Below are 22,636 nucleotides of genomic sequence, written 5' to 3' on the forward strand. Positions count from 1 at the left end.
GAACAGCGTCACCAGCTGAGCGGTGTTCTTGGCCAGGCCACGGAAGCGCACCTTCACGTAACCGAACTGGCGCTTGATCACTCGAAACGGGTGCTCGACCTTCGCTCGCACTTGTGCCTTGGCCTTCTCGATCTTGCGCTTGGCTTTGTACAGGGCGCTGCGTTTATCGAGCTTCTTGTAGGTGCTGCGGCGTGCTGCGACCTGCCAGATCACTTCGCGGCCAGCATGTTCGGGGCGCTTTTCGACGCCGGTGTAGCCGGCATCGGCGCAGACGACGTTCTCGTCACTGTGCAGCAGTTTGTCGACCTGGGTGATATCCGCCACGTTGGCTGCCGTGCCTACCACGCTGTGTACCAGCCCCGACTCATCATCCACGCCGATGTGCGCCTTCATGCCAAAGTAATACTGGTTCCCTTTCTTGCTCTGGCGCATTTCCGGGTCGCGCTTGCCGTCCTGGTTCTTGGTCGAGCTGGGCGCGTGGATCAGTGTGGCATCGACGATAGTGCCCTGGCGCAGCGACAGGCCGCGATCCCCCAGGTAGCCATTGATTACGCCGAGGATGCTGGCCGCCAGCTCATGTTTCTCCAGCAAACGACGGAAGTTGAGGATGGTGGTTTCGTCGGGAATGCGCTCCAGGCTCAGCCCGGCGAACTGACGCAGGATGGTCGTCTCGTAGAGCGCTTCTTCCATGGCCGGGTCGCTGTAGCCGAACCAGTTCTGCATCAGATGGATACGTAACATGGCCATCAGCGGATAGGCTGGACGACCACCTTCAGCCTTTGGGTAGTGTGGCTCGATCAGGGCAATCAATCCCTTCCACGGCACCACCTGATCCATCTCGATCAGGAACAATTCCTTACGGGTCTGCTTGCGCTTGCTGGCGTACTCGGCGTCGGCGAAGGTCATCTGCTTCATGGAAAAACTCGGCTGGCGGGATCGGCGTATTTCACCAGATTCGGGAAGTCTTTTTCAGACCTTCCCTAAAAAACATGTAACAAGAAATTCATATTTGGCAGCTAAATTGCAATAAAAATTTAACGGAAGATTTTGGCTCGATCTTGGGGAAAAGATCGAGCCAAGCAAGAAGGATGACTACTCGGTTGAGTAGCATTAAAAAAAGTAATGTTTAGGAGCACTCAATGAAGTTTCAAGCTGGCCGTCTGGCCATGGCAGTATCTGCAATCTCTTTTTCTCTAGCGACTGTGGCTCATGCAGCTGACTCTGGCCAGCATGGTTTCATTGAAGATCAAACCCTTACGTTGGGTCTGCGTAACTTCTACATCAATACCGACAACCGCGAAGGTACTGCCAATCCCTCTAAGAATGAGGAATGGGGCCAGGGCTTCATGCTTAATTATGCCTCTGGTTTCACTCAAGGCACAGTAGGCTTTGGTATCGATGCGGTTGGCATGCTTGGCGTACGTCTGGATGGCGGTGGCCGTCAGGGTAAGTCCACAGCTGAGCGCCAGCCTAGCGCCAGCGGCAGTTTCCCGCGCGAAACTGACGGTAGCTATGTTGATGAGTTCAGCAGCCTGGGTCTAACAGCTAAAGCTAAGATCTCCCAGACTGAGCTGCGTTACGGCACTTTGTCTCCAAAATTGCCAGTTGTGACAATTAACGACGGTCGTCTGTTGCCCCAAACCTTCCAGGGTGGCCAGATCCAGTCCAAAGAGATTCAGAATCTTACTTTCACAGCCGGTCAGCTTTCTAAGACTAAAGTTCGTGGTTCCAGCAGCAGCGATAACCTGACCATTTCTGGCGCCAGCAGTCGTGGTGCTGATACTAACAAGTTCTGGTACGGCGGCGCAGATTACAAACTGACCAAAGATCTGACGCTTCAGTATTACTACGGTAATCTGCAAGATTTCTACAAGCAGCACTTCTTGGGCCTGGGCCACAGCGTTAAGCTTGGTGAAGGTACCTTCAAGACGGATCTGCGTTATTTCAATAGTAAGGATGATGGCGCCAACGGTAGCGATGCGTTCTACGACACTACTGGCTACTATGGCGGTACAGCACCTCTTCGCGGCAAAGTAGACAACCAGCTGTACAGCGCCCTGTTTACATATGTCATTGGAGGCCACACTATCGCTGCTGGCTATCAGGGTACCAGCGGTGACAGTGACTTCCCCTTCATCAACACTGGAGAAGGCGCTGCTGCTTATATCAATACCGATGCTCAGATCCAGAAATTCATCCACGCGGGTGAAGATACCTGGCAGGTTCGTTACTCCTATGACTTCGCAACTGTTGGCCTAGCAGGTTTGACAGCTGGTGTGGTTTATCAGCAGGGCAATAACATCAAGTCTGCCCGTGGTGATTACAGCGAGTGGGAGCGCGACTTCACTGTTACTTATGCCTTCCAGCAGTCTGCTCTTAAAGGTCTAAGTGTTTCTTGGAAGAACGCAGCATTCCGTAGCGAGCTACCGGCAACAACCACTGCCGGTGTGCCGAGCACTCGTGACCAGGATGAGAACCGTATCATTCTGAACTACACGCTTTCTCTGCTGTAAGCGTTACGAACGAAGAAACCCCGCTACGGCGGGGTTTTTTTTGGCTATTTTTTTGGTTCACAGCTCACCTAACAAAGGCCCCATCAACGCTACTGAGGCAACTCATGCCAGCTGAGGCGAGAAAATAGTAGTACATACGGCTAGAATATGGTGTATTACGTTATACACCTATTTCAGGCAAGGAGAGCAGTGAGTGAGCATCGCACCTGTCATCGTTTCGACCAACCACAAGGGTGGCGTAGGAAAAACGACTTCAAGTCGGACCTTGGCGCAATCGCTAGCCGAGATTAAGAGCTTCACGAAGGGGAAGCCTATTCTTCTCGTCGATCTTGACCCCCAAGGCAATACGAGTCGCCGCTGGCGCCTGATTACACCTCAGCCTAACGGTAGCTACATTCCAAAGCCCAACCCTAACATTGGCGAGTCGGCTGACAGCTACTCCTCTATCTGCGATCTGTGGCTCAACCTACTTGGCCAGGGTGAGGCATTGATCCCTGAGCCATACACCACTAGCAATCCAATGATCCATGTGGTCCCTGCTCATGAGGAGCTGATGTTTGAGGCAATATCTGTCAGCAAGGAAGACAGACCCAAGCTAGGGGTAGCGATGCGATCCTGGCTGCGATCCAAAGAAATTGCGGAAACCTATTGTGCAGTCATCGTCGACACTCAACCGACAAAGACACCGCTTATTGACGCTGCGTTAATTGCAGCTACCCACGTTTACGTCCCATTTGTACCTGAGCCCCAGGCGGTTGAAGGGGTCTACTCAATCATCAGTTACATCTACAATCTGTCCAAGCAACGTGGCTCTGATGTTCCTTTAGAAATCTTAGGACTACTACCCAATAAGGTTAAAAACACCAAGCTTCATAAGCTCCAAATGAAGAAGATCGAGCAGCTTGGTGAGCATCCTGTCTTTGGTCGCTATTTGATGCCAGTGAAATTGAGTGACCGCATTAGTTATGCGGAAACTGACGATTGGAGTAGCGTTCCGGATCAGGTTACAGACCTTGAGGGAACAAACATCCAACACGAGGCCCGCAGATTTGCAAAATACGTAGTGTCTCGTATTCAGAAGTCGGCTAACCAGGAAGCGAAAGTATGACTGACAAGCCAAGAGGCCGCAGACTCCTATCCTCAAACGTTGGCTTGGGCGAAGAAGGTGAAATAGCCAAGAATCATTTGGCGGCTTTGCTACAGGGTGAAGAGAAGCTCGAGATCTCATATCCTCTCGAGCAATTGAAGCCCTCCCCTCGTAATCCTCGCCGTATAACCCTAACGGCTGCTGGTGTTACTCCTGAGCGAATAGCTGAGCTTTCTATCAAGCCGAGGGAGGAATACGAGGATTGGACTGAGCGGCTGGATAAATTCTTAGAATCGCTGCCAAATGAAACACCTACCCAAGCTAAATCTTATAGCGTGTGGGAAGAGCTATTTTCGCTCGCGAACTCCCTTTATACAGGGGATCTTCTTCAGCCAATCGTTGCCAGCCGCGATGGCGAGATTCTGGTTGGCGAGAGACGGTGGACTGCAAGTCTCCTGGCTGGGAAAAAGAATAATCGCGTGATTATTCGAGAGGTTCCTGAGGGTATGAGGAACCTGTATCGCTTGATTGAGAACATGTCACGTAGTGATATGTCGGTTGCCGAAACGGTCTATTCCATCCGAATGGTTGTCGTGGATGTTACTGGCAACCCATGTGGCCCTCTCAATCCGATCCGTGCGAAAAAGATTCGTGAGGTGTTCAGCTGTGGGCGTACTCACAGCTTTTACTACAAGGCTTACGCGAATCTGCCCGATAATGACCCTGTTCTAGAACAAATCCTTAATGGTGAAATCACCAGTTTGAAGGCTGCTTATGAAAGCGCCGCTGCTCGAGTTAAGGAATTAACAGGTGGAATCCAGGATGGGCAGGATGCAGGGCATGAGCGACAAGAACAGAAGAATCCTCTCCGACAGAAAAATAAGTCAACAAAGGCCGTACAGCCCTTCCCTGTCATAAAAACGAGGATACCCGGTACCGAAGGCGGGCTTCGCTTTTTGAATGCACTTTCTTCTGTTGAGAATCTTCAGCCTGAGATAACTAGCAAGCTCGACAGCGTAAAAAAAGCGTGGACAGCATCGCCAGAGAGCGTACGTAAGACACTGTTGGCTGATCTACTTGAGTCGATGTTTACTGCGTTAGATACGTTTGATGAGGAGCAACAGCACGAGACCGCTGAGGCCTCTTCATGACTCGTAGAGCTTTGAAGGTGGACGATCCAACCACCCTCTCGGCCAACGTAGCCACTGGCCGAGTAAAAACCACTAAAACCTCATCAAAAAAGACTGTGCCCCATCTCGTTTGGCTGGATCAGGAAACCAAAGAAATGGTGGAAGTCTCCCTCGAGCTCACCAAGCTCAGCTGGGCGAACTGGGTCACTAACGCTGTAGCCAGGCTGAAGCGCGAAAGCCATGAGGAGCTACAGAGTTTATTGCAGAGTAACTCTCGAGAGTCGCGTGTCGGTAAAGGTCGGCTAACCATACGGTTATTTCCTGAGACGCTCCAGCAGGTAAAGGAGCTTGCCGATTTGTATGGCTGCCCCGTTCAAACTATCTTGGCGAACGCGTTTTTTATGGAGGCCCTAGCGGCAGAGCCTTCATAAGGCGGCCTGCAAAAGCTGTCTATCTCTCGAAACAAAAACGCCCCGTTAAGGGGCGTTCCTCTAAGTGTAACAGCCGGAGTTTACTGTCCGGTTCGCGTGGCCAGAGTTCGAACGTAGAGGCCTATTTCTTTGCTTGGACACTAGGTGATTTTTTGCGAGCAGAGGATTTACAGGCAAATGCTGAGCTATCCATGGCCATCTCCGCTTCGTATGCAGCTGAAAGGTCGGGCCTGAAGTTAAGACCTCTTGCTGCAAGCCTAGCCTTAGCAGTCTCGTAGGCGTCGCTGTGAGCCGGTTTGCTACGGATTTTAGGGGTAGATTCAGCCATAGGACTGTCCTCCATTGATGAGATCATACTAGGCCTTGGCTACTGGCCGTGCAAGGCCTTCGCCATCTATGTCATCGAAGCCGAGTCCCCTATACACGGGCAAAGCACCATCAAGTGGGTTTTGAATGACAACCCACTCAGCTCCGAGCAGAGAGGCATAGGCGTCAACAACCTCGATGGCAACCCTGGCTAAATGTCCTTTCAGAGGATGATCGTCTGCGGAGGCGCCTTGCAGATAATCTATATGAACCGCATCAAAGGAGGGTGTGGTACAGGCAAAACACAAACCACACAGTTCTCCGTTAGCCCAAATGGCGAAATCCAGAGCATAATCGTCTCGAAATTTATAAGTTGCTATGGTTCGCCATTCAAAGTCCGCATAGGCGCTTGGCTCCCACTCCAAGAAAGAAATGACATCATCCTTATCTATGGGCTTGATCCTCAACTCATTGATACCAGGGAGCGGTATAGAGGCAGGCTGCTCCCTAGCTGCATGCTGGTAATCTGCTAATTCGCGTGGGGTCAGGTTCATCACCGAGCGAGTCCTTTATCAGACAGCTTACAAACGTAACGTAAATTTCGTTGGCGCTGCTCATAACCACCAGTCCTCATTAGCTTCACAAAGCTACTAGACTGTCCATTATTCAATCTCGCTTAGGTCATCTTTAACGATGCACTAGACTTTTCGGCAGTAGTGACCGACGCTTCGCTTTCATCCATAAAGCAGCTGTTTTCTTTGGTCCAACGACCATCCCATGGAACCTCGCTCACCGCTCCTTTGGGTGACATGACTGGGGTGTCAAGTCTTACAAATGGAGTCATATCTCGCAGGAAAAGGCTGCCTGCAAGAATCTCGCTTTTACCTGCTGAGTGAACGGTTATGGTCAACCTATCTCCCTCAACAAGGTTGGCCTCAGTAAAAGTAAGCTGCCGTAACTTTTCGGCCTGTGAGACTTCGGCGGTATAAAGCGCTTGGATCTGTGGGTACGCCTGCTCGTACTCAACTGTCCCACTAAATGCTTCTTTATCAATGCCCAGCTCTAGAGATCTTTTGGAGATCCATTCATATGCCTGAGCGTATGTACTAAAAGTGGGAACCAGTGCTGGCGCGAAACGATGTTCCGTATGGCTTGGCGGCAGGCCTGCATCACTGGGAACATTCATCGGATCACTATTGGCTTGGTCAAAATCTAAATGACCTGCAAGCCTGTCTTCTTTGGGAGCGACTTTTATTTCCTGGCTCCGCTTAGCTTCGGCCTTCATCTGAGCTCTTTCTATAGCGCTGACAAGACTACTAGCTGACATGCCGCTAATAAGCGCATCTTTAGGACCTGCAACACCTTGTATGTCATAGGTTCCGTTGCCGTGATCTTTATGAATGAAAGCAGCCCTCAAAAGCTTGCCAGTGTTAGGAATGATATTCCCAAGCCTAAGGCCAACCTTGAAGCCTTTTTCGACGGCAACAGCTCGCTCCTGCCGAGCATATTTCTCTGATTGCAGAGCAGCCGCTTCCCAAAATTGCTGCTTGGAGTGGAAGTCCTCAGAAGCCTTTTTTACTTCATCTTCAATCAGCTCTGGTAATGAGGTGCCTAGCGCATGACTTTGATACTTACCCTGCCCCATCGAGACATAGATGGTATGCCAAGTACGGCCAGAAGGTCTTACGCTCGTTTCTAGAGTGACTGTGCTAGCTATGGCGCTAGCAGCTGTTGCTACTGCATCAGGGTTAGCTCTAGAAGGACCATTCTCTTTATCGTGCTCTACTGTGAAGACATAATCAGCCCAAGCTGGCGCTGTTGACTGAAAATATTGAGCAACCCATCCTTTACTTAGGGCTATGTGACGTGATGCCTCTTTTACCGCCTCAACGAGATCCTGGCGTTCATTAGAAATTAAGCTTCCAAGGCGACTGAAGTCATCAAACGTAGTGCACTGATCCAGTACAGGGTACACGTGAATTTGTTTAAGGTTTTGGACTTGGTCTGGATCTATCGGAAGCGAGCCATCATCATCGTGCTTTGGTGGCTTCAAATTCGCAAAGTCATTACCTGGCGGTAAATTGCCTGACGCATCCGCTTGAGGCATCTGATTAGGATGCTCATCAGGAGTTAAGGCCTCGCTGACAATCGTGGTTAAACCAAGCTTCTGGACTTGATTGCGAAGCCTTAAAACATCTCCTAATTCCAAGCTACTTAGATCGTTGACTTGAGGCAAAAGGACTTTCCAGAGCTCTTCACCTTTGAATTTATCAAGGTACTCCTCAGCATAGTTGGATGCCAGCAACGCCATAGCCAACATCTCTTCTTTGCTACACGCTACAACGGCGCAAGCCTTCAGCTTACGATTTTCCTCAATATAACGATCTGCCAAGCTGTCCTTAGGATCTACAGCTGCTCTAAAGCGACCTCGTACAAAGAGTCCATTTTCAAGAGTCTTGTGGCCCAGGATAGGGCGCGTTGACGTAAAGACAATCCAGGATTCAGGTACGTCCAATCCGTGATCTAGACAGACAGCGGTTTCGAAACGCATTAGATCCGAATGCGGCACTATCACTGACTGGCTAATGACATTGGCTTTACTAGAAGAGGCATCGCTCTCCCCAATCGTGACATCTGAGCCCGCTGTAAGCTTTATGTAGTCTCGATTGCCAACGTCATATCGTTGCTCCAACCTAGCCAACGCTAACGTGGGAGATCCCTCTGCAACACCAGGTTCGACTAGAAGTCGGAATAGAGAGTGGAGTGAGCCTGGCTCTCCAGAACACAAGGCTTTCCCATTGATAAAAAGTGAGTGGCTCATTATTACAATTCTGGAATATAACTAAACCATACAAATTCTTAAGATGTTGATGCTTCTAGCATCACGGCATGAAAGAAGCAAAGAGCAAACCTTAATCAGTACGGAGTAGAAGTGACAAAAGAAGCGGTCCAGCTAACAGCTGGGCGATGATGATTTGGCTTGCGTGTTTGAACGATCAGAAGTTAGGCGCAAGCTCTTCTCCGGTTTTCCAAAGACGCAGCCAGTCCATTGCATAGTCATTCGCCAGCTCAGGAACATTGGTTAGCAAAAGCGCATTTTCTGCGTTGCGGGTATCAGCCGACGACGAATAGTTGAAGCTACCCAGTTCAACAGTTCTCTTATCGATAACCATGTACTTGTTATGCATGATGGCGAATTTATCAGTCAGTCTAACGGGTACACCCTGGTTGGCTAAGTAGGTTACGGAGGTATATTTCCCAGTATTAGAATGCTTATCTGCAATGACTCGTACAGCTACGCCTCGCTTAGCAGCACTTGCTAGCGCTAGAGATATAGGCTTACTGGTAAATGAATATGCTGCTACCAGGATCTCACTCCTAGCGCTGTCGATACCTTTCAAGATAACCGGTAAAGCGCCAGCTTTTGGTGAGAAACCTACTTCATAGGAGGCGGTAGGTATGGGTGTAGAAGCTTGGACCAGAGGGGCCATAACCGGTACGAGTGCGAATATCAGAGCAGACGCTTTCCGCCTGAAATTTTCTTTTAGCCGGGGGTTCATTAAAGTCATAACAAAACTTGAGCCACGTTGAGATAATCGAAGAAGGGCTTAATCTATCATTTGATAGTACTGAACCAAAGCCGATCAAGATTTATGTGCTCTATCACAATGCATAGTCACAGCTTTAAGTAAAGGTGTTCAGTAAGCAGCTGCGCCTACTCACCATAGGCCGCGACGTCTTTAGAGACGACTACATACCAATCAACCAGATCAAGGGCTCTGGACAGATTCACGGCTTGAAGAGCAGTTGATTAAGGCGCCCGGCTTCGCCAGGCGGTGGGTAGATTATCGAGGTACTAGGCGCCAGTGCCAAAGCTGGTGAACATTTCATAGCCTAGCGCGGCCTCTCCTTCTATAGCCTCAATGTTTGCGGCTATAAGAGCAGGTAAGTTTGCGTTTGTAGGTTGGTGATACACCGGAGCCATAAGCCATTGCTGCATCAGCTCGCAAAGCTCTTCCATATCACTGTCCATTAGCCCAGAAAGCTGGCGCACCTGAAATGCATCTACTTCGTAAGGCTCTCTGTCGTCTGAGTAGTTATCAGAGTAAAAGACCTCTAGTTGTCCTGCATATGGGGCAATCCAAATCGTTTGATTGCTACTGATAACAGCAAGGTTACCCTTTGGCTGGCGAAGAAGATCATCAGCGATCTCGAGGGCTTTGCGTTGAAGCTGGTGGAATGGGCATTGTGCCGAATTGCCCTTACCAAGTATTGATAGTGCTCGGTTCAAATTCATAGATGAGTTTCCTAGGGTGATTGCTAATAGAGGGCTGGCTCAAGCCAGCCCTGAGATCACTTGGCTAGTGTGTCCAGGTAGCGTTGATCGCTAGGGAGCATGGAGTGGAAGGCATTTGCCACAGCTGTTTTAAGGCCATTGTCAGCCTCAGCTTGTGAGGGTCTGTTACCGTTTAGCTGCTCTTGCGTTTGTCCTTGAGCAGCTTTAATGATTGATTCGAGATCGGCTAACCGCATCCGGTTTAGCGCTGCGTGGACAATCTCGAAGGCTTTAGAGTCACTCATGTAACTTATCCAAGAAGGTTGTTAGTACATGAATTGGTATGAACTATAGTTCATTTTAGTGCAATTGATATGTGAACTATAGTTCATATTATTTGGAGTTACGGCTTCGGAACTAGGTATTACGTATGCATTTTTCTTATTTGCCTAAAGCTGTTGCCTTCAAGCGCCGAGCTTCATCTAGGGCTTCATTTCTTAAACATAAAGCCCCATCGGCAGCCATGTAGTCTCCGCCATCTAAAAAGTAAAGATAATCACGATGCGCTTTTTTGGCTTGTGTAACGAGACTTTGAAGATTCGCTTGATTGAAATCGTTAAGCATGTTTTGACTCATCCTCAGGCTTGTTTGCTTCTAGGCACAGAGTCTTGTTAAGTTACTCAAAAGGGTATCTCTTCATCCCAGACTATCTCCATAAATTTACGGTCTATCAAAGTAGGGTTTTCAACGTATTTAGCTGGAAACATATCTCCAGCCATAAAGTCTGAACCAAATCTACATCCATCTAACTTGGTTCCATCAGCGTTTAGGCTATACCATTGAAGCCCTCCTAAAGCATCTATTACAGCGGCTCGGCGAGGACCGATGATCAGTGCCTTATCCGTTTTATCGGCAATCAAGGCCCGAGCAGCTTTGATCCGAAGGTAGAAAACCGGCGCCGATGGTGGCAGGAAAACTGTTGAAGATTTGGGGTAACGACCACGGCCATTACTATCAGATTGCACTTGATCCAAGATCACCAAGCGCGTGACATTTCGCATAACCATTTCCCGTTAGGTTGAAAAGCTTTTACGAAAAATAGTATGAACTATACTTCATGTTAGGTAAAGGACTAAAGTGAACTATGGTTCACTTTATAGCCCTGCTTTCCTACCTATTAGATGTCAGAGGCGGCTGGCGCCGGAGGAGGAGAAGCATGAGCAAGGGCACAGTCAGGGTATAACGGGATACAAGATAGCCTTGCTGCCAATTCCTAGGTTGGGCTAACCGTTTCGCTAAGGTGATCAACTTATGCTTAAGCGGAGGGTGTTGCAGGGGTGCTGATCAAAGCCGCACCACCTTCAACTTAACTTTCTATAGAGCGGACTTAGCTCTAGCCTATCCAAAGGGCTAGAGCTTATCTAATCGTTCAGGAACGGTCACAGGCCTTGCGATACATGCACTCATGGTCAAGGTAACTAACGAGCCAACCTAGGCGTTCTGCTTCACCACGTTCGGACCAAGGCGTGCCGAAGTCATCGGACCATTCTAGTCCGCTGAAAAATAGACCTGCTACATCTCCTGACTCAATGCCGCATTCTGTTTGGATAGAGGCTAGTGCTTCATCCATATCATCCATAACAGCTGCGCTTTTCAGAAGTTCAGGGGTAACTCTTGTGATATCGAACCCAATGTATGGGGCGCTGGTGTCGGCGGATTGTGAAGGACACATACCTTCGATCCCTCCATATGTATCAGTATCGGAGCTACAGCAAAGATTGATCACGACATGATCCCTAAAGGCAAGAATCACATCTGGCGTTTTGTTCGGGCTTTAAGTCAGCATTGCAGCTTCCACAAGACTTTAACAAAGCAACCAGAGTGGGGTTCTGGATGTGCCTCATCGTTTCGCTCGGCCCTGCATCGCAGTCCCAACAATTAAGCTCATCATTCCATGCGGTAGAGCTGAAATCGCTGGCATTAACCAAGTCTGGCCTTCCGTTGATGTCCTCAGCACAATTCAAAAGATGACCTTCTAAATCTATAAAAGCGTAACAATCATCTCCCAAGTGTAAGGCTTTGCCTGGGTTCGCCTCGAGAATTAAACGATACGCATCAAGGATTTCCCAGAACCCTTTATCTCCTTTAGCCTCTGTTGCATAAGAAACGGAAGCGCGTTCACAGATGCTGATGCATGTGTCGTTAGGTGTTGTAGCCATCTCAAAGCCTCTGGGTGATGAATGAGGCATATTATGAACTATAGTTCATCATTATGATACGGTTAGATGAACTATAGTTCACTTTTATGCTAGGAAGATTTCTGTGCTTGCTCTGTAAGGTTTACAGCTGCTCTAAGTTGAGAAATTAACGGATCAGCCGTTATAACTTGCGTATCGATGTCAGCATACCCGACTACTATTTCGAGACCCATGCGCTGCACAGGCAAACTAGAAATAATCTCACCAGCTGAAACGATTATATCTTGTAATGTTCTGGCGGTATCGCTGCCAGGATCTAATATAAGTAACGAGGTGCGCTTAGCTATAGCAGAGATCCATATAGAGATATGGCAGGCTTTATGATACAGATCGTAATTGATTTGTCTGGCCATAGGTACTCGAATATAGCGAATACATGCATCAAAATGTTGGCGTAGTGTCTTTAAGACTGACTCTTGTACGAGTGGACTCGAGAAGACAATAAGATATGCGAGCTCAGTCGAAAAAAGCATGTCTGTCGGCAGAAGCGTAGCATGGTGCCTATCATTAGATAAATTCAATTTAGGAATGAGGCATTCAAGCCATTTTTTCGTAACATAATCAATAGCTAAGCGACCTTTGATAATTAAAGGTGCTAGGACTTTCTTTAAAATCCATACCTCAGAGTCGTAAAATTCATTCATATGACCCCTAAGCATCTCCAGGAGGTCTGCAAAATCGTTCTCAGATAACGACTCGGGAAGTAATGAAATAAGTTTTTTTACTAGTAATTCTTCATTAAAACTTGGCTTACATTTTATCCTCTGGAGCATCCAAGCGATCAGTCTCAAGTATTGGTGATCGTTTGCATAGTTTAATTTATCTAATTCACATAGCTGTAATCTCCCGCTTTCAATCAGCTCTGCTATCGCTACGAAGCCGTTCCATTGCAAATATCCATTACAACTAGCTAAAAGGGCCTCAGCATGATGGACATCGATACCACTTTGACTAATTTGTGTAGCGATGTGCCTTAAAGCGCAAGTGACTGTGGCTCTGTCCCGCTCGTTATTAGGAAAAGGGTTTTGAGCTTTATTTTCAATCCAGTTGATAAAGTATATAGGATCACTACACCATAATAATTTGATAGCGTAATAATCCGGCCAGGACACTTCAGTTGTATGATGTAACGCACGGTAAGGGTCATGTACTTCATGTAATAATGATTCTAAATCTTCAACTATAAGACTATAAACATCAATATCGTATCTTCGCTCTGGGGTCGGCAGAGCATCCTCTCTTCTCCAATCTAGATAATTAGTTAGTTTTTTACTAAACAAAGGGATTATAGCTTGGTTAATTTTTTTATCATAAAAATCCCCAGCATGGGTCACTGCTAATAGATTTCCGAGCACATCCCACGCTGCATTGAAGTCTTCAAAGGGAAACCCATCGGTCCAAAATGAGCTAGGTAGGTCGTCAAAGATTTTATCTCTTAATGAATCATCAGCCATTAAACCCATTTCATTTAGTTTATTTATTAAACTATTGCCTCTAAGTCCTTTTAAGTTGCCTAGCGAGAGCCACCAGGCAAGCACATTGCCGGCTTCTCGGTAGAAAAAGGCTGAAGTCCGCGAAAAATTTTGTTTCTTAGGCCGAGAATCATGATGATTGGAATCAAATAAAATTTTAGCTTCATCGCCATTAGACGTTGATTTTTTATTGAACTCCTTTTCCATGATGGTATTGGCGTAGTCGAGTGTTAGCCAAAGAACATCATCTGGAATAGGCGTTACCAACAGAGGGTAAGTTAGATTTGCTCTTTGAATTGAGTTTGATATATGGAAGCCTTCGACAGGCTCCAAATTTTTGGATCTAGTAATAATCATCCGGTCATGCAGAGCTTTCGACCGAAGAGCTATTACTCTAAGACGAATGCTCCCATGCTTTTCACACCAAGCTCTACAAGTTTCTATTAGATTGCTTATACGGTTATCTACAGCGTTTTTTTGGTTTTCATTATTTGCTTTATTTAACCATCTAGGATGTCTGTAACGTCCAATTATTTTTTGCGGAACGCTTACAGGGATTGTTGATAGTGCTGTTTTGGGTTTGCTTTCTCGACATGTAGTGAAAATTATATAATCACCAGTCATAGATCCATGCATGTTGAGTAGATTTATACCTACGTCTTCCATAAAGGGATCAAACCAGTAGACTTGGTTACCTTCGTTCCGTTGTAACAGTTTTATAAGCCAGTCGGCTAGATCAATGCGGCTTACGTTATTGCTATCTGCAAGTCGAGGGTAAAAGCGTGCTTCAGAAACAGGCGGGTTTACCTTTCCCATAAAATTAGTCATCGCTCGATTTGCTATGACCCAAGGGTCATCAGTTCGCCCTCCAATAGTAGATGAAGATATGTTATTTCCTCTTGTTATTAGCTGTACTTCAGATAGTCTTGCCTCATGTTCGTTTGGAACATTCAGAGCTAGCCAATCACTTTTAAATCTTTGTCCACTACTAATTTTTGTATTAAGACTGACCTGGCGGACCAAACGTACGGCATAACGTACACAAAGATTTGATTTCCTCTCATCTTCTTGTAAGGCTTCAAGGTCAAAGGTAAAAGCATCTATAATATTTGCATTTGGTTTATCAAATTTATAAACCAAATTAACTGGATATACCGCATCGTTGGGTAAGTTATCTGTGTAGCATTGATATACTGTGCCATCATTGAAAGCTTGTATTCTTATCAATAGACTTGATGCGTAGCTTGCTATACGCTGATGTAATGTAACCGTTACCTCTGAATTTGTAGCTTCGACACTGTAGAGATGCTTTTCGTCATCAGATAGTCCAGGTGCCACTAAAAATTCAATATCACCTATCCTCCAAGAGTCAATATTCGAAAAGTTCATCCCAGTCTCAGCTTTTATATGCTTGCAGCAATACTTCAATAGCTCGGATGAAGTGATGTTATCTACTGAGAATATATCTATTTTATCTAGACTTGTAATCGCGGCGCTGTCATAGCTCGCATAAAAGTTTGGACTTAAGCGCTTAGATTCAAATAGGAAGTTATCACGGTTGGGTAAATGTACGACAGGTCTTATAGTTAAATTATTGTCTAATTTAAAATCGCCTACTTCTTTTGCTAACTTTTCTGTAAGCTCTATGCTTATTGAAGCGGCACAATTCTTTAGATTTTCTCCTTGGATTAGATTTCCAACTAATTTTTTTAGCTTGGTTGCGCTACAATATAAATTTAAAGGAATGACGCGTGCTAATAGATCTCCAACAATAGGCTCAAATTTAACCTTCATCGGGGCAGTCCATTTATCTTCCAGTTCTGTACTGGGTAGCGCTCTCGCATAAATCAATCGCGGACGAGACTTGGTGTCTTCCTTTTTTGTCTGAAGAATCCATATTTGAATACGGCATCGCTGCTCGTTATTTCCTAGGACTCTATGCAGTCTTATATCACTACATATTTCATCAAAGTAGCTTTTCATTAGACACTCCCTATTCAGATTTAATCAGTTTGATCTATTTTTATGCTTTATGATTTCTAGTCAGTAGGTAATTTGGGCCATGTAATTAGTTTTGGCATAGTCTTGAAGAGACTATCAAGCAAGCTTTATTTTAACCAGTTAATATTTTCTGAGCAGGGTATCGCTTTGTTACAAAACTGATATTTAGACCAGATAATTCGAAAATCTGATTGCAATAGAGCTATGAGTGATTGTTTGGGGATGAAGAAACACCAAACTGTTATACACTATCAGATCATCAGGCACTAAATACATCACCCAAAAGCACCAGCAGACTTTGCCTCCACTGTCATTGCTTGAAGTAGAGTTGAACCGCATAGCTCAGAGTAGACATATCGCCGCTGCCCTGCTTATGGCAGTCGGATTGGCTTCGAATGCTGAAGTCAAAACTTGGTACACCCTTGATGATTACAATAAATGCGTAAACCTCGGCTCTCCTGCTGACAAGCTGCGCCAGCTTGCTGCCCAGGGAATCATTGCAACCCCGTCAGATAACTATCGAGACGGAGTGGTAGCAGTCAAATATAAGACCGCCAACGGGATAGAAAAAGGAACTTTCTACTACCCGACGAAAGCACTTTGCGATGAGATGGCGCGAATTTAAACCCCATCGACCCGAAATATGAGTAAGCGCCAGTTGGGATAACAGCGCACTTATTTCATGCCTTTCCAAGCCGATTGGTTGCGACCAGGACTCCTAGGTACCCGCATCTTAGGTAAGCCACGAATTGCGTCATCCCAAGCTAAGTCGCGCTCGGGGTTATTGATGATCTTGCTTACCCACGTTTCACTCTTGCCCCAACGAGCAGCAAGGGCGCGACCAGTCCAACCTTTTTGTTTGATAAAGGATTTAACCTCTAAAGGGGTCATTTGCGCAGTTTGCATTCCTGTTGCTCTTGCATTGGTTTGTGTTACGGCTTAAGCCCCGAGCTGAGTGATTCGTATAGAGGACAAGGGGCTGCGCCGGAGGGAGGAGCAAATAGGTCCGATGCTTAGAACCCAGGCCGAGCACCTTAAGGTACTGCATAAGCCCAGCTCCCTCCCCTACTCATCTCATACTAATGCCAGGGTTGCGAGATGCTCCGCATGCTCCAGCTCAGCCTGCAAGGTGGTTAGTCTCTCTTGAGCTTGATTAGCTTTTGGTCCTAGGGTTTGTAACCCTATTTTCAGGGAATCAAATTCAGCTCTAAGAGAGCTTATATAGCTCCCGTCATCAATCGCTCGTTGTGCATAACGTAAAGCAGCATCTGCTGAGGCTTCAGGCCCAGTAACGATACGATTATTTACAGTGCCGTACCAAAACTCACGAGCAAATGCTTTGAAGCCCTTGTAATGCGGGCCATCTATAGAGAGCGTAAGCCCTCTATAGTGGCGGTCTGGTGATTCTTTCACAGTCCTCTACTCGCCAGGTAAATGTAAGCGCGTAGTATCATGCCGCGCACCTGTAGTCATGCAAACAGTTGCGCTTCTACCATCAGGCAGATCAACAGCAAAGACCGAGACGACTTCACCCATATGAAGGAGGGCTTCGTCATTCCCAAGTTTGATTTCGTCTGAAACATTACCCCAATCACCTGATTCGTGACGCTCGCGTAGGGTGACTAACAACTCAAAAGCAGATTCTTTCGAACCAAACAGTTTGATGACCCCATTGGACAGAACAGGAGCGCCAGTTTCGAACTTTGCATTAATGAGTACTGCATTTTTCATGGGTTTATTCGCTCATCAAGAGAGCCCGGCTAGCCGGGCTGAAAGGGTCAAGAAATCTGAGAAAGCTCAATAGCAAACTGGTCAATTGAGACAGTCCCCCCCGTCTCAAGGGACTGAATCAACTCGCTGCAAGCTCCTTTAAAACCGGCTGGCTCCAAGTGTCTCGAGCAAAAGTCAGAGGCGCTAATATTGAGCACAACTATGTGGTCACTCGATGTTCCAGCGTACTTTTTGACTACCATCCTAATAGCCACTTCCTAACCCCGTTTTAGCTTGTTGAATTATGGCCCGCATTCGTCGGGTCTAAAGTGCCAGCAGGTCCAGCTTGGCCTATTACTAGGCTGGAACGCTGACCCTGGGTGAACTCACCGTCAGCATAATTCTGCTCTCAGGTATTCACTGGCTTTGCAGGATTAAGTATGAACTATGGTTCACACTCTATCAAGCATTAATGATGAACTATAGTTCAATAAAATGATTGCCGATAGATGAACTATAGTTCATAATCGCTCCCATCTAGGCCATTCTCCATTCCTATATGGCCTTTCTTGAAAGTGGGTTTTCGGCATGCAGTACATTGAACTGACTGAGATTGATAGCACGCCTATGACAGCTGCATTCGCTGAGGCATCCTTTGAGGAAAAGGTTGCTGGCGCTGTCGGTGTTATTAAGCAGCAAATCATGCAGGGCAAGCGGCTTGTTGTGGCTTGCAGCTTTGGTAAGGACAGTTCAGTGACTCTCGCGTTAACTCTGATGGCTATGCAGGAATTAAAGGCTGCTGGCGTAGTGGTTCCTGAGCTTCATGTGATGAACTCCGATACCCTGTTGGAGAATCCTGTCGTTCATACCTATAGCAAAGGCATGATCCGGTCCTTGAAAGCTTTTGCTAAAGAAGAGAATCTTCCAGTACGGATGTGGGTGTGCAGTCCATCTTTATCAAACAATTACCTGGTCAACATCATTGGGGGTCGCACAATTGCCTCGATGCCAGGTTCAAGCGCCAAATGTCAGCAACAACTCAAAGCTGTGCCACTTGAACGTACCAAGCGGAAAATACGTGCACTGGTTAAGGTCGAACTTGGGGAGGGTTTCGTTGAGAGTGATCTCATCACGTTGATTGGTACAAGACGCGTAATCTCATCTACACGATTTATGAACTAACTGCATCTGCCTGTACAGCGCGTCCTGTTACGTCTTTGTAAGGATGCTGTGTCAGGTTGCAACTAATGTATGGGCTTCTCGAACCGTTAAAGACCATTGGGTGGGCTTCATGAAGAACACGCAGTCGATTAAGGAGAGAATTGCAGATAGCGCTGAGGATCCAGGTAACTGCGGAGTTAGGCTCTACAAGGTTTCTATCAACTTAGGCGACCTGCCTTACTTCGAGGTGAGAGCTGAAGCTGTCGCTCAGTTTGACTCTACCAAGCTCCGAAACGTGAACTACCATCGTGACCATATCGTAGATCGCTTTCCTTTGTTGTTCTGCTTAACAAGAGTTCCCGATAGCCTGGAGATGAATCTTTTCCTGGAGCATCGGTATAGGGGCAAATTTCTGCCCCCTAAGAGAGGTGGCAGAAGAAATTTATTGGGTGGAGTAACCTTAGAAACGCTGTATAGCATTGCTAATTCCTTACGTGGCTTCCTAGCCTGGTTAGTCAAAGCCAATGCAGACTGGCGTGAAATATATGCTGCTCCTGATAGTGAAAAAGCCAAGGCCTGGCTTCCTCCGTATCGCTACCGAATGGCTCTTATCGAGCGCATCAGTAACAACGAAATATCCAGGGATACCGCTAATCTTTATCTCAGCCATATCCGCCAGTTTTATGAGTGGGCTTTAACAACTCGCAGAATCGAGCGTGTTCCCTTTAAGTACAAGTTTATCGCCATTAAAAAGCATCGTCAGGATGGTGATTTCGACCTTCTTTTCAGTAGTGCTTTGAATGAGAAGGCTTTGCTTATTCAGACTTCAGATCTGGTTATCCCTAAACGTTACCGATCAAAGCAGGAAGCTCATAGCGCAGCATTGACTCCGTTTAATGCAACTGAGCTGCGCTGGATGTTGAATACTCACTATATGAGACTAAGCAGCCGCAGGCTGTGGGCGGAACTGGCCTATGCATGTGGATTAAGGGCTAAGGAAATCGCCACGTTAGCTGAGAATATTGTTGTGAATCCCACCTTGTCTGGGAAGGCGTTTTTTGAAGTAAAGGTGCTGGGTAAATTCAACAAGGAAAGAAGGATCGTCGTACCGTTACGCCTAATGGAGTCTCTCTGGCAGTTCAAGAACTCTCCTGAACGCTTGCACCGCGCAGGTTTATGGGACTTAGCCAGTGGCACCCATCAGGCTCGCCCGCTCTTTCTGAATCGCTCCGGGAAGGCCATCAACAGTGCCTCCATCACCAACGTCACTTCGTATGTAGCGAAGGAGCTCAAGCATTCAGACATCACCTTCAACCGCTCCTTTCATGATTTACGTGCAACGTTCGCAACTGCTCTTGCCAAATTTATGCTGGAAAAACAGATGCCCCTAGGTTTCATCCAGTACAGGCTGATGGCGCTTATGGGACACGCGAACTTTTCCACTACTCAGAAGTACATCAACTTCGCACGGACAATAACTTTTGAACACCAGATGGAGGGTTGGGTAGAGCAAGTTTTCGGAGGATTACGATCTTCTTTTGAAGACGCCGCGCATTACGAACAGGTGACCTTGTGATTACCGTTAGGCCTGATCCAAGGTGCGAAAGGATACGGCTTGATCACGCTACTCGTCTCTCTAGAAAGCTTGCACTAGATATTGCTGCTGGGGTCGATCGATACAGCGCTAATCCATCAAGTTGGCCGTGGTCACCGGCCACCATACGCACTGCGCTGTCATACATATTGCCTGCGCTGTCGAGGATCGCAGCAGCACTTCAACCTGATCTGCGTAAGAAGATGATGCGCCTAGGAATGGATGCTTTCAAGAGCGAGGCCTCATGGGCGCAATTGATTGACTCCATCTTTCACCACTACGAGGGAGATAAGCGCCGAGGTGCATACATAGGGGCTTTTCATAAACTTATTGCATTACACAGGAACGATTTTAGCCTCCAAGCGCCCAGCTACCTTAAGCTTCGTGGAGGTCACACTGACCTTTCAGAGCTGTATCGTATTTCGGCCGATTTCATGCTGGCATATAAAGCTCTCATACTGCAGTTTGATGCCAGCGGCCGCGTTGACAAATCAGGCTTATGGCTTAAGCACCAAACGTATTCACTATTTGCTATTGCATGCGAGGATCCGAAAGCTAGAGCACTTCTCTCAAAACATGGCTTTGATGCCTTTGCCAGATATCCAAAGCTCCTTGACCAGTTTGAGGAGTATCGAAGTTGGCAATATTCCAGTTCCCTCTTTACTCTTCTAGCGCTTTATAACCCAGCCCGCTGGACACGCCGTACAATTGAGGTGCATGGACTCACCGCTGACCTGACCAGGTTGTATTCTCTGTCCGAGCCTATTTACCTTGATTTAGTAAGATTTGCAGATGTTATAAACGAAGGCCTAACAACCGAACGTAAAGCTCAGACCATACGTGATTTGCTCACTACGGTTCAGCGAGGACTGCCTGCCATCCTGTCAGCTCTACCGGAACAACTGCGCACTGATATCAAAGAGCGTGGCTTGATTGTGTTTGCAGAGGATCAGTGCAAGGCCTTGTCTCAAGCTTACAAAAATCCTGCCCTCAAAGCGGCTCTTCTAGGACCTATCAAAGAAATCATAGATACGCTCTTTCCAGCCTCTAAAAAGGATATGAAAGAGCTGCTTGCTTATCAGCTTTGCTTTGAAATGGAGTATTCAAGTCGTCCTATCTTTTGCGACTACGCGCCAATACGAGAGATATCCGTTGCTCTATACCAGGATATGAGCAGTTTCCTGGCTGAATTAAAAGCCAACTTACCTCAGCGCCCCTACTCCATGAGAACGGTGTATCACCATTTCACACAGTTCAAAGCCGTAATGGTGTTGCTTTGGAAAGAGCTAGGTCAAGAATATAAATTCCTGTTGGGCGAGCATGGCCTAAAAGCATTCGATAGCCGTATATGTAATTTGCAAAAAGTTATCTTCCTGTTATTACAGAATGCAGGCCGAGCGAGCATTATTGCTACCTACACAGCCTATACCTATCAGAAAAGTATTAAATGGTTAGTAACCGAAAGAGGTGTCTCTGCGATTGATGCTTATCCTATTTCCATAAACAGGACAGATAAGCACCTAAAGCGCTTAAATACTGACGATTACTATAGTGCCGAGCAGTGCCGTGAACTGGCTTATCATATCGAGGCGTTACTCGCGGAGCCGGAAATAATCGGCGAGCGTCGTATCGTTCTAATGCTGGCTCGAATCCTTCTAAAGACTGGTTGGAATCTTTCCCCAACACTGGGCCTTAAATGTGAGGATGTTACTCCGACTGCAACGTTGGGAAGTCCAGGCGCAATAACGGTAGTGCTTCAAAAAGCACGAGCTGGTTATCGATCGGATGCCTATTCCTTCAAGGAACCCATATCTCCTTCGATCGCAGTTCGTAGTGCAGCTGCTGATCTGCTTTATGTGCGTGATGTCCTAACCAAGGACTTGAGGGCGTCCCTGCCTGAGAACTCCCTGTACAAGTCCTATGTGTTTCTCATTAAGCGAAAGGGAAAGATAGAGCGGCTTTCCATGGCGGCAACGAAGGTCGTCACCGAACTGATATCCAGACGTGGTTGCTCACTTACATTCGACTCCAAGAAGATCCGCAAAGGCGGGGTCAACCATGTGTATCGTGCTATACAAAAAAACTCTGGCGACTATGAGACAGCTGCTAGGCATGAGTTGAAGACATTTGAGGCCAGCTACCTTCGTCTTGATGAGAATCAGTCCAGATACACCCTGGCTCAGGCTTTGGATGTTATGGGCAAGTACTTTGCGGGTAAGGAAATATCCGCCGATTTTGTAATTATCACTGATCAAAGTGATGTCTTACAGCACACCCCAGCCGGGCAGTGCTCATCAACCGGTGATGATACCGAAGCATTGCGATATAGAGCCGAACACAGGCGGCTTCTCTCTGAAAGAGGCACTTCAGCGCGCTATTGTGCGGATTTTCTAAGCTGTATCTGGTGCAAATTCTTCCGGTCGGTGGCAGACCCAGAACATGTCTGGAAGTTATTGAGCTATCGAGCATACCTTCTGCAGTCTATGGAGTCGTCTGTGCTGCCTAATGATGAGACTGAAGATCAACGAATCCACCTTGCTATCCTCAAAACGCGAGTAGCTGAGATTCTCCGTCGACTCGATGCTATCTCTCCGGGAGTAGTTGTCCAGGGGGAAGCATTACTAGCCGACAACGGGATGCATCCAGACTGGTCTTTTGCGTTAACGGATGCTCCCTCATCAACAAGTGCCCTATAGG

21 protein-coding genes are annotated in these 22,636 nt (G+C 47.0%); 8 read left to right on the forward strand and 13 right to left on the reverse strand.

The features are described 5' to 3' along the window. Positions 1-915, reverse strand: a 915-nt coding sequence (locus tag HMPREF1487_RS24745) for an IS5-like element ISPa16 family transposase (protein WP_010799532.1), incomplete at its 3' end; no start/stop codon positions are given. A 251-nt stretch (positions 916-1,166) separates the two neighbouring features. On the opposite strand from HMPREF1487_RS24745, the gene HMPREF1487_RS24750 reads away from it, so the two are divergent. From HMPREF1487_RS24750 to HMPREF1487_RS24765, 4 genes are all read left to right on the forward strand, one after another. Next, a complete protein-coding gene (locus tag HMPREF1487_RS24750; protein WP_037031370.1) occupies positions 1,167-2,513 on the forward strand; it encodes an OprD family porin in 1,347 nt (448 codons plus the stop codon). A 193-nt stretch (positions 2,514-2,706) separates the two neighbouring features. Beyond that, positions 2,707-3,621 (forward strand): ParA family protein, encoded by a 915-nt coding sequence (locus tag HMPREF1487_RS24755; RefSeq protein ID WP_010799534.1) that lies wholly within the window; start codon positions 2,707-2,709, stop codon positions 3,619-3,621. Continuing rightward, positions 3,618-4,751: a ParB/RepB/Spo0J family partition protein gene (locus tag HMPREF1487_RS24760; protein ID WP_010799535.1), complete on the forward strand. Its 1,134-nt coding sequence runs from the start codon at positions 3,618-3,620 to the stop codon at positions 4,749-4,751. The genes HMPREF1487_RS24755 and HMPREF1487_RS24760 overlap by 4 nt, the downstream gene beginning before the upstream one ends. A 17-nt stretch (positions 4,752-4,768) precedes the next feature. Further along, a complete protein-coding gene (locus HMPREF1487_RS24765; protein WP_146765999.1) occupies positions 4,769-5,161 on the forward strand; it encodes a hypothetical protein in 393 nt (130 codons plus the stop codon). Positions 5,162-5,517: 356 nt separating this feature from the next. On the opposite strand, the gene HMPREF1487_RS24775 is transcribed toward HMPREF1487_RS24765, so the two are convergent. The 9 genes from HMPREF1487_RS24775 to HMPREF1487_RS24815 all read right to left on the reverse strand — a co-directional run bounded on the left by HMPREF1487_RS24775 (position 5,518) and on the right by HMPREF1487_RS24815 (position 15,456). Beyond that, on the reverse strand, positions 5,518-6,021 hold the full coding sequence (locus tag HMPREF1487_RS24775) for a hypothetical protein (RefSeq protein WP_010799538.1): 504 nt from the start codon (positions 6,019-6,021) through the stop codon (positions 5,518-5,520). 122 nt (positions 6,022-6,143) lie between these two features. Beyond that, entirely contained in the window at positions 6,144-7,982 is a 1,839-nt protein-coding gene (locus HMPREF1487_RS24780) for a hypothetical protein (protein WP_154982426.1), read from the reverse strand. 481 nt (positions 7,983-8,463) lie between these two features. Further along, a complete protein-coding gene (locus tag HMPREF1487_RS24785) occupies positions 8,464-9,036 on the reverse strand; it encodes a phospholipase D family nuclease (RefSeq protein WP_010799540.1) in 573 nt (190 codons plus the stop codon). Positions 9,037-9,323: 287 nt separating this feature from the next. Next, positions 9,324-9,764 carry a hypothetical protein gene (locus tag HMPREF1487_RS24790; RefSeq protein ID WP_010799541.1) on the reverse strand — a complete coding sequence of 147 codons (441 nt, stop codon included), beginning with the start codon at positions 9,762-9,764 and terminating at the stop codon, positions 9,324-9,326. A 56-nt stretch (positions 9,765-9,820) separates the two neighbouring features. Continuing rightward, positions 9,821-10,048 (reverse strand): hypothetical protein, encoded by a 228-nt coding sequence (locus HMPREF1487_RS24795; RefSeq protein ID WP_010799542.1) that lies wholly within the window; start codon positions 10,046-10,048, stop codon positions 9,821-9,823. Positions 10,049-10,184: 136 nt separating this feature from the next. Beyond that, on the reverse strand, positions 10,185-10,367 hold the full coding sequence (locus tag HMPREF1487_RS24800; RefSeq protein WP_010799543.1) for a hypothetical protein: 183 nt from the start codon (positions 10,365-10,367) through the stop codon (positions 10,185-10,187). 56 nt (positions 10,368-10,423) lie between these two features. Next, the gene (locus HMPREF1487_RS24805) at positions 10,424-10,804 is read right to left on the reverse strand and encodes a hypothetical protein (RefSeq protein ID WP_010799544.1); all 381 of its coding nucleotides are present in this window, start codon (positions 10,802-10,804) and stop codon (positions 10,424-10,426) included. Positions 10,805-11,539: 735 nt separating this feature from the next. After that, the gene (locus HMPREF1487_RS27550) at positions 11,540-11,962 is read right to left on the reverse strand and encodes a hypothetical protein (RefSeq protein WP_010799546.1); all 423 of its coding nucleotides are present in this window, start codon (positions 11,960-11,962) and stop codon (positions 11,540-11,542) included. 89 nt (positions 11,963-12,051) lie between these two features. After that, complete coding sequence (locus tag HMPREF1487_RS24815) at positions 12,052-15,456, reverse strand: VPA1262 family protein (protein WP_010799547.1); 3,405 nt, start codon at positions 15,454-15,456, stop codon at positions 12,052-12,054. Positions 15,457-15,847: 391 nt separating this feature from the next. Between HMPREF1487_RS24815 and HMPREF1487_RS24820 the strand changes: the two genes are divergently transcribed. Then, on the forward strand, positions 15,848-16,099 hold the full coding sequence (locus tag HMPREF1487_RS24820; protein WP_154982427.1) for a hypothetical protein: 252 nt from the start codon (positions 15,848-15,850) through the stop codon (positions 16,097-16,099). A 50-nt stretch (positions 16,100-16,149) separates the two neighbouring features. Here the strand turns inward: HMPREF1487_RS24820 and HMPREF1487_RS24825 are convergent, their stop codons facing one another. From HMPREF1487_RS24825 to HMPREF1487_RS24830, 3 genes are all read right to left on the reverse strand, one after another. Further along, entirely contained in the window at positions 16,150-16,380 is a 231-nt protein-coding gene (locus HMPREF1487_RS24825) for a hypothetical protein (RefSeq protein WP_010799548.1), read from the reverse strand. A 168-nt stretch (positions 16,381-16,548) separates the two neighbouring features. Then, entirely contained in the window at positions 16,549-16,887 is a 339-nt protein-coding gene (locus tag HMPREF1487_RS27555) for a hypothetical protein (protein ID WP_010799549.1), read from the reverse strand. A gap of 6 nt (positions 16,888-16,893) precedes the next feature. After that, positions 16,894-17,205, reverse strand: a complete 312-nt coding sequence (locus HMPREF1487_RS24830; protein WP_010799550.1) for a hypothetical protein — start codon at positions 17,203-17,205, stop codon at positions 16,894-16,896. 567 nt (positions 17,206-17,772) lie between these two features. Between HMPREF1487_RS24830 and HMPREF1487_RS24840 the strand changes: the two genes are divergently transcribed. From HMPREF1487_RS24840 to HMPREF1487_RS24850, 3 genes are all read left to right on the forward strand, one after another. Then, positions 17,773-18,366, forward strand: coding sequence for an adenine nucleotide alpha hydrolase family protein (locus HMPREF1487_RS24840; RefSeq protein ID WP_010799551.1), 594 nt, complete (start codon positions 17,773-17,775; stop codon positions 18,364-18,366). Positions 18,367-18,475: 109 nt separating this feature from the next. Continuing rightward, the gene (locus HMPREF1487_RS24845) at positions 18,476-19,921 is read left to right on the forward strand and encodes a tyrosine-type recombinase/integrase (protein WP_230382364.1); all 1,446 of its coding nucleotides are present in this window, start codon (positions 18,476-18,478) and stop codon (positions 19,919-19,921) included. A gap of 236 nt (positions 19,922-20,157) precedes the next feature. After that, positions 20,158-22,635, forward strand: coding sequence for a hypothetical protein (locus HMPREF1487_RS24850; protein ID WP_010799553.1), 2,478 nt, complete (start codon positions 20,158-20,160; stop codon positions 22,633-22,635). Position 22,636: the final 1 nt, after the last annotated feature.

Source organism: Pseudomonas sp. HPB0071 (assembly GCF_000478505.2).
GTDB classification, from domain to species: domain Bacteria; phylum Pseudomonadota; class Gammaproteobacteria; order Pseudomonadales; family Pseudomonadaceae; genus Chryseomonas; species Chryseomonas luteola.